This window comes from Lapidilactobacillus concavus DSM 17758 (genome assembly GCF_001435835.1).
Taxonomy (GTDB): Bacteria; Bacillota; Bacilli; order Lactobacillales; family Lactobacillaceae; genus Lapidilactobacillus; species Lapidilactobacillus concavus.
In genome coordinates, this window is record NZ_AZFX01000016.1 from 1 (window position 1) to 8254 (window position 8254).

Annotated in this window: 6 protein-coding genes and 2 pseudogenes; 2 read left to right on the plus strand and 6 right to left on the minus strand. The window is 45.6% G+C overall.

What is annotated here, in order from left to right:
* Positions 1–146 precede the first annotated feature (146 nt).
* From FC15_RS02470 to FC15_RS02480, 3 genes are read right to left on the minus strand one after another with little or no spacing between them, the layout of a single operon-like run.
* Positions 147–1010 (minus strand): lysophospholipid acyltransferase family protein, encoded by an 864-nt coding sequence (locus FC15_RS02470; RefSeq protein ID WP_014386900.1) that lies wholly within the window; start codon positions 1008–1010, stop codon positions 147–149.
* Entirely contained in the window at positions 1007–1957 is a 951-nt protein-coding gene (locus FC15_RS02475; RefSeq protein ID WP_057823653.1) for a glycosyltransferase family 8 protein, read from the minus strand. Before FC15_RS02475 ends, FC15_RS02470 begins: the two co-directional genes overlap by 4 nt.
* Positions 1958–1974: 17 nt before the next feature.
* On the minus strand, positions 1975–2751 hold the full coding sequence (locus FC15_RS02480; RefSeq protein WP_057823654.1) for a 1-acyl-sn-glycerol-3-phosphate acyltransferase: 777 nt from the start codon (positions 2749–2751) through the stop codon (positions 1975–1977).
* A 223-nt stretch (positions 2752–2974) separates the two neighbouring features.
* Between FC15_RS02480 and FC15_RS02485 the strand changes: the two are divergent.
* Positions 2975–4720, plus strand: a pseudogene (locus FC15_RS02485) (ABC transporter ATP-binding protein).
* Between the two features lie 271 nt (positions 4721–4991).
* On the opposite strand, the gene FC15_RS02490 reads toward FC15_RS02485, so the two are convergent.
* Together FC15_RS02490 and codA are read right to left on the minus strand one after the other, a co-directional pair.
* On the minus strand, positions 4992–5840 hold the full coding sequence (locus tag FC15_RS02490) for a glycosyltransferase (protein WP_085768482.1): 849 nt from the start codon (positions 5838–5840) through the stop codon (positions 4992–4994).
* A 151-nt stretch (positions 5841–5991) separates the two neighbouring features.
* Complete coding sequence (gene codA / locus FC15_RS02495) at positions 5992–7233, minus strand: cytosine deaminase (protein ID WP_042751137.1); 1242 nt, start codon at positions 7231–7233, stop codon at positions 5992–5994.
* Positions 7234–7378: 145 nt separating this feature from the next.
* Here codA and FC15_RS02500 point away from each other — a divergent pair.
* A pseudogene (locus FC15_RS02500) lies at positions 7379–8017 on the plus strand (potassium transporter TrkG); the annotation flags it as partial.
* A gap of 9 nt (positions 8018–8026) precedes the next feature.
* Here the strand turns inward: FC15_RS02500 and FC15_RS08970 are convergent.
* Positions 8027–8254 (minus strand): IS30 family transposase (locus tag FC15_RS08970; RefSeq protein ID WP_162258395.1); only part of this gene is annotated, 228 nt, incomplete at its 5' end.

Below are 8254 nucleotides of genomic sequence, written 5' to 3' on the forward strand. Positions count from 1 at the left end.
TATCAGGTTATGCTGACAAATTTGTCCAAAAATTCGGATTAAATTTGCAATCTACCTAACTAATTCGTTATTCGATCCTAAAAAAGGTATGACTGTGAATGAAAGATCATTTTGTTCACGGTCATGCCTTTTTGTTGTCCATTTAGTTATTGATAATGACCAGCAATGTCGTCTGGACTAAAATCCTTAGTGAATTGACGATCATAGGCCTTTTCATAGGCAGCAACTTTTTGTTGGTAATCAATTTGGCGCATCTTTTCGGCAGCTTCCCGCTGTGATGTGGCCGACTTTTCGACCGCATCCGGATAAATTGGCGGTAACACATGGACCGTATAATTGATGCCATGCGGATCCGATTTGGTCGGGGCGTCAACCATCGAAACAAAGCAGGACACGATTGGCACATTCAATCTAACGGCGTAGTAGTACGCTCCCCGTTCAAGCGGCCGCGGTTTGCGATAGTTGAACCACATTTCCCGTTCCGGATAAATTAGAATTGACTGTTTGCGTGCCAAGCTACTTTGCAAAAGGGCAATAAACCCCTTGCCCATGTAATTGACGCTGTCGCTGACAGGTATCGTATCAGCGTATGTCATCAAAAATCCCAGCATCCCGGGCATTTTAAGGTTGGTGAGCTCAACGACAATCGACAAATCAGGTTGATTCAGGGCTGATCGAACCAGCAGGCTGTCAATCGGGCTAAAGTGGTTACAGGTAATGATTGCCGGCCATTCCAATGCCTTTAAATTGTCAGTCCCCTCAACTTTTAAATTGGGATTCATCATCCTCGCAGCCATATTCATGACCGACCGGGCTTCGGCTGCCCGCCAATGATAACGTTTAGTTTGGTGAAGCTTCAAGAAGTGGTCCAACACCTCATGCTGCTCGGTAAGTGTCAGTACTGGATCATGTAGTTCGACTTTTTGATTAAATTTTCCCTGACGGACGTTTTCAGCAATGTTTTGAATCACTTTGTCACGCTCGCCAAGCTTTACCGGTGTAAAAGTCATAGGGCAATTTTTACTCCTTGCTTGGCCCTTGCGTAAAATGTCGTTGGGGTCTTAATAATATCAACGGCTAATTGAATCAAATCGGACTGATTCTTCTGATCACGGGCAACTTCTTTAGGATTCATATCTGCGAGCTGCTGTTTTAACATGGTCTCGTAATCGGTTTGTTTGGCATAGGTCCAAAAATCGCTTTGTCGAGGGGCATCATCATAGCGCCACGGCTTGGCAAATAAGTTATAGTGAATCAGCCAGGGGTCAACATCCTGTGGCGTGGTGATTTGGATGTTCCATGACGGGTTCAAATAATAAATTCGATTTCTCGCGATGGCATTCATGTAGTCCTGATCCGGGGCCAAACTCTTGAAATGGTACTTGTTCAAGAGCTGCAAAAAGTGTTCAGCGAATTTTGAACGGCGCATTTCAGCCAGGTTCATCAACAACACGCCGGAATTAACGTATTTCTGTGAATCAATCCCAACGGCTTGTTCAGCATAGTCAATCGTTTCCGGAGTGTGGCCGATGAAGTGATCCGGCACTGCGCCAACCAGGTTATCCCCCAGCTGGGTATCAAATAATTCACCCACGTCCTTTAAAACCACCGTGTCCGCATCCAGGTAGAGCGCCTTATCCAATTTGGGGAACAATTCAGCAATAAACAGCCGGAAATAAATTGTAAAGGTAAAGTAGTCACTGCGTAGTTTGTTATTCTTATCAGTAATTTCTTGCTTCAAGCGGTCATTAATTGAAACAAACTGAATTTTGAGGTTGTCCGTTTCAAAGGCTTTAAGCCGCCCTTGATTGTCGGTATTGAGATCATCACACAACACAATCACCTGGTAATGCCTGTCCGGTGATGTATGCGCGACCAGTGAAGCCAGTGAAACTGCCAGATAAGGTGCATAATTGTCATCGACAGCGTAAAAAATTGGCACGGTTTGATTTTCCATAATGAATCCCCCTTAAATCAATGTGATTGATGCTGGTAGGTCATAAATGACACGTTGCTTTGGTGACTGCGGGTCACCATTTGGGCATGAATCTGATCGTGGAGTTTTTGTTGGCGTTGTTTACGCGGAAGTGACTTGTCCGGCATAAACGGACCGTCGAAGTATACCACCTGCTTGGGTCGGCTCAACAGTCGGCCTTTTTGATATGTAATCGTCATGCTGTAGCTGGGCAGGTCGGCAGCGACTGGATAATGGAATGCGCCAACTGGAAACGGACGAATCTTGGTGTAATACGGCCAAACATGGGCTTCGGGATAGATAAACACTCGTTGATGCTGGTCCAATCGAGCATTCATCGCCCGCTGGAATTGGATCATTTGTGATAATTTCGCGGGTAGGATCAACGCACCACCCATCGTCAAGAGACGACCGACGATTGGAATACCAAGGTTGGCAGGTTCCGCAATCGAATACGCCCGCCGGGGTATTGCGACCAGCATCGGTAAAAGTGCATCCCCCAGCGGCTGGGTATGGTTGGCATAAATGAAGGCGCCCCGTTTGCCTTGGGTGCGCAGACACCGTTTGTTTCGAAAAGACGTCCGCAAATACAGCCGACAATAAACGAAGCTGACAACAACCGCCACCCAGTAGACAACCGTCGCCGTTACGCGGTAAAACCAATTTTGATGCAGCCAAATGTAGCCCTCAGGAATGGTGGCATTTTGATTTTTGGTAAAGACCACGTCATCATCAAAATCATGATACGTAAACACTTTTGATGTCCGTTTAGTCATTACCAATGTCATCCTTTCTTCCGAGAAGTTAAAATCATGAATAGAACCATTATACCCCAAATATGACATTATTTTATCATACGGGACGTTTAAAAATGGCAATTCACTAAAAATCGCCCTTTAAATGATGAAATTGGTGTAAAATTAAGGCTTGCTATGCTAGGATATTTGGGATAACAATGGATGTATACACATCATTAGAAGGATTTAGGGGATAATTTTGATGCAAGCTCAGTCCAAGAACAATACCAAGTTTAACTTTAAAACATTTATGGGCCTAATCAACCGAATTCACCCCCGTTACTGGCAACTGCTGCTTGGCTTTTTTTCTAGGAGTTGTCGCAACGGCGATGCAATTGATGGTTCCCGGCATCGCCAAGGGGATCATCAACTCAATCGGTCATTCAATGGATGTCGGCCTAATCGTTGCCGTCATTTTACTATTCGTTTTCAGTACCATTATTGGAGCCTTTTCCGGCAGTATTTTAGGCTTCTTCGGTGAAGACGTCGTCTATAAGCTGCGAACAACACTTTGGGATAAAATCTTAACCCTGCCGGTGGGTTATTTTGACCAAACCAAATCTGGCGAAATAACGTCCAGGTTGGTCAATGATTCCACACAGGTCAAGGAACTGTTGGCCAATTCGGTTCCCAAAACCGCAACTTCGATTCTGCAACTGGTTGGCGCATTGGTCTTAATGCTCATCATGGACTGGCGGATGACTATCATTATGTTTATCGCCGTTCCGCTCGTCTTGATCTGCCTGCTGCCAATTGTCCGCCAATCCCACAAAGTTGCCAGAGCGAGACAGGACGCACTGGCAGATCTCAATGGTAAAGCCGGTGAAATGCTGGGCGAAGTCCGTCTAGTCAAATCGTCTACCGCAGAAAACTTAGAACGAACAGCCGGCGATAAACGGATGTATCGCCTTTATCGCATCGGGTTAAAAGAAGCGATCTATGATTCAATTGCCGGACCTGTAATGGGCATGGTCATGATGGCCATGGTCCTGGGAATTCTGGGCTATGGTGCGATCCGGGTTCGGGAAGGTGCCATTGATATTGGGACCTTATTTTCATTTCTGATGTACCTGGTTCAAATGATTAGTCCATTTGCGGTTCTCGGCCAATTCATGTCTGATGTTGCCAAGGCAAGTGGCTCAACCACTCGAATCCAGGCATTATTGCAAACTCATGAAGAAGATCGTCTGACTGGAACGGATTTGGATATTGGCGATCAAACACTTCAGATGAACCACGTCAGTTTTTCTTATGATCAGTATCACCCCATTTTATCCGACGTGTCGTTTACGGCAGAACCCAATTCGGTCATTGCCTTTGCCGGACCATCCGGCGGTGGCAAATCAACCATTTTCAGCTTAATTGAACGTTTTTATGAACCTAACGAGGGCAGCATCACGATTGGCAATACCAATATTACTGATATTCAACTTGCCGATTGGCGCCAGCAAATCGGCCTGGTCGGCCAAGACGCTGCGATCATGTCTGGAACGATTCGTTACAATTTAACCTATGGTTTGCCGGGGCATTTTTCCGATGAACAGCTTTGGCATGTCTTGGAAATGGCTTACGCAACGCAATTTGTCCAGAAGATGCCTCGGGGCTTGGACACGGAAGTCGGTGAGCGTGGAGTCAAGGTATCGGGGGCCAACGATTGGCGATTGCCCGGGCCTTCCTGCGTAATCCAAAAATCTTAATGTTGGATGAAGCAACGGCGAGCCTGGATTCCGAGTCCGAAATGATGGTCCAAAAAGCGCTGGACCAGTTGATGGCCAATCGAACAACATTGGTGATCGCCCACAGGCTAAGCACAATTACCAACGCCGACGAAATTTATTTCATAGAAAACGGCAGGGTAACGGGCCAGGGAACCCACCAACAGTTAGTGAAAACGACTCCTTTGTATAGGGAGTATGTGAAAAATCAGAGCGCGACGAGCAACGGGTGAGGCGGTTTCTAAGGGTACTTTGATTGAAGTCCCTGGGTTTGGGACTTTAATTAAAGTGCACTTAGAAGTTAGCCTCAGTTGCGTCGGAGCGTATTTTAAAGGCCGGAGGGATCTCAAAATCCCCTAACCCCACCAACCAATCGATAATTCTTCCACTTCCTGCACACCAATCCAATCAAGACAAAATATAAAAAGAGCCAATCATTCCAAAAACAGGAATAATCAGCTCGTTCATTAAGATTCTAAGAGCAACACATCTCGCATCGCACCCTCACTCAGTTTTCAATTCCCCTTCAGCATCCAATTCAGCCATAATCTCCTGATACTCGGCTAAAATATCATCATATTCATGCAAATGAAGTTGCTGGTGAACTTTATCAACTTCCCAAGGCTTGACCGAAACCGTGTGGACGATCGGCCATAATTTCCAGCGGGTGGAGAAATGCTGAAAAACGGTGTCAGATTGAACATCCTGCTGCTCATTGTATTTTTCAGGGGCAAAAGCCTTGTGCTTGGCCAGCTTATTCATCGCGGACTGGTCCGGCATAATCATCGGCCATTTTCGGCAGCATTCCCGGCAGCGGGCCAGTAATTTGTCTTGTCGGATCATATCCAGGTTCATCAGGAGCATCCCCGAGTTAATGTAATCAAATGCTCTCTGTTGATGATGGAAGAACCAACGACCGTAATGATCCAATACGCCAACAAAATCAGTTCCTGCCAGTGATTGATGATAAAAATCTTCAAACGGCCGGCGACACACAACGTCAGCGTCCAAATACAGAATCCGATCGGAAAATTGCGGCACCAAATCACTATACAGCCGCAACATACTATAGGGCGTGAATAACGTGTTGATGTTCGCCTTGGGCAAATCCGCCTCAAACTGAGTGGTAATGTCAATTTTGGTAACGCCACTATCGACATTTTCCCGCTTGACCAGTTGATTCAAAAAGGCTGCGTGATCGTCAGTCAGCGCTTGAAATTGCTGATGACGATTATACAATTGTCCAGTTAAAATGTAGATGTTGAGTGGTTCTTGCGCGTGTTTTGTCAGTGAGAGGATTGAAATAATCAACCCCGAAAACATGTGGTCATCTCCACAGTATAAAATATCCAAACCGCATTCATCCCCCAATTCGTGTCTCATCAATCAAAGTGTGTCATATTTCCAGAGAAATGGCAACCAATGACCTTGGAAATCCCCCACAATTCAAAAAGAGCACCCAGCCGACGCAGCAATGTGTGTCAAAAGGCTGAGTGCTTTTAAATTAATCTTCGAAATAGTTTTTGACTTGTTTGGGCTCAGTTTGAACCAGAATCTTACCATTATGAATGGAGTAAAGAATTTCTGAGCGTTCATTTAAGGCGTTGTAGAAATTGTCATTATTCATAATGATACAATTAGCCGGTTTACCGACCTGGATCCCGTAGTGGCCAGTGATATGCATCGCCTTGGCACCGTTGGTCGTAATAAACTGATAGGAATTCATAATATCGTCGTACCCCATCAAATGGCCAACGTGAATCCCCATTTCAACCGGGTCGAGCATGTTACCATTGCCCATGGGATACCAAGGATCCTTGATGTCATCTTCACCAAAGGCAACGTTGATGCCATCCTCGGATAATTCTTTAACCCGAGTCATCCCCCGGCGCTTTGGATAGGTATCGAAGCGACCGCCAAGGTTGGTATTCACTAACGGATTGGCAATGAAATTGATGTGAGACATTTTCAGGAGTCTAAACAACTTGTAAGTATAGGCGTCGTTGTACGAACCCATAGCAGTGGTGTGACTGGCGGTAACCTTGTCGCCCATGCCGCTTTCAAGTGCCAAGGTGGCCAAAACTTCCAGATTCCGTGAAGCCGGGTCATCAATTTCGTCACAGTGAACGTCGACCAGTTTGCCCTTGCTTTCGGCAACTTTCATCAAGAATTTGAGTGACTCAACGCCGTAGTCGCGGGTAAATTCAAAGTGGGGAATCCCGCCAATCACGTCGGCTCCCATGTCGGCAGCGGCAATCATCAATTCCTTGCCATTTGGGTAGGATAAAATGCCTTCTTGGGGAAAGGCCACCAGCTGGAGTTCCACTTGATCGGCAACCTCGTCACGGACCTCAATTAAAGCCTTTAAAGCCGTCAAATCGGGATCGGTCACATCAACATGGCTGCGGACAAATTGAATCCCGTTGGCAACCTGAATCTTAAGGGCCTTTTTTGCCCGCGTCTTGACATCATCAATCGTCAGCTTTTTCTTTCGCTCACTCCAAATTCGAATGCCATCAAATAAGGTGCCGGATTGATTCCATTCAGGATCACCGGCTGTTTGGGTCGCATCCAAATGAACATGGGGATCCACAAAAGGCGGCAACAGTAGTTTATCGGTGGCGTCAATCACCTGCTCACCGTCGCTGGGTTGAATTGAGGCGGCAATTTTGACGAACTTGCCATCCTCAATTTTGACATCCCTGGTTTCTTCAGCGTTTTCAATATGGACATTTTTTATCAGCATCAGATTATCCCTCACAATCAAGTATTTAATAACATTATAGTCTATTTTAACGCCGGAGTTGGGCGCAATCGGTGGAATGTGCGATAATACAGATGACATCATTATTAGAAATTGGCAATTCTGCCAAGTGAAAGGTACTGATTCTTTGAACTTAAAAACCCGGTTGGCACTCCCGCAGATTTTAACATTGGGCTTTCTCATTATCATTCTAGTGGGAACTTTTCTGCTGTCACTGCCAATTGCCAGCAAATCCGGTCACATGACCGGCTACATTAACGCCTTCTTTACGGCAACTTCGGCCACCTGCGTCACTGGGATGACCGTCGTCAATACCGCCCTTCATTGGAGCGTTTTCGGCAAAATTGTCATCTTGATGCTGGTGGAAATCGGTGGCTTGGGATTCATGACCTTTGCGGTTCTCCTATTTGTTTTCATGCGCCGCAAAGTTGATCTGACAACCCGGTTGTTGACCCAACAATCGTTAAACCTGCAGTCATTTGCCAATACCAGTTCGGTTGTGTTTTTGGTGGTCCGGATTTCTTTGGCGATTCAAGTATTGGGGACTGCACTGATTTTTATCGATTTTTATCCCCGGTACGGGTTCGCTAAAGGCTTGGGTTACAGCATTTTTCATTCAATCAGCGCCTTTTGTAATGCCGGGTTTGACTTGTACGATAACAGTTTGGAACAATTCCAGACCGATCCGTACCTGCTCTTTGTCTTGACGATTTTGATTATTTCGGGCTCACTGGGCTTTCTGGTCTGGAAGGATATTCTTTTCTACGGCGAATTGTCAAACTAAGTGCAACGGTTTGTCAAAAAATACTTCATATGGGGTTTCATAGTTTAACACTTTGCGAGGACGTTGATTTAACTGCTTTTGGCAGTGTTCAACGTCCTGTTCTGTATAATTATCAATATCTGTTCGCTTGGGAAAATATTCCCGGATTAATCCATTTGTATTCTCCCCGAGTTTACAATTCAAGTGCAACACCCTGTGACCTAGACCAGAGTAGACAAA

Coding starts and splice junctions, on each gene's coding strand:
- FC15_RS02470 (WP_014386900.1), bottom strand. CDS start 1,010: ATGACTTTTACACCGGTAAAGCTTGGCGAGCGTGACAAAGTGATTCAA.
- FC15_RS02475 (WP_057823653.1), bottom strand. CDS start 1,957: ATGGAAAATCAAACCGTGCCAATTTTTTACGCTGTCGATGACAATTAT.
- FC15_RS02480 (WP_057823654.1), bottom strand. CDS start 2,751: ATGACTAAACGGACATCAAAAGTGTTTACGTATCATGATTTTGATGAT.
- codA (WP_042751137.1), bottom strand. CDS start 7,233: ATGCTGATAAAAAATGTCCATATTGAAAACGCTGAAGAAACCAGGGAT.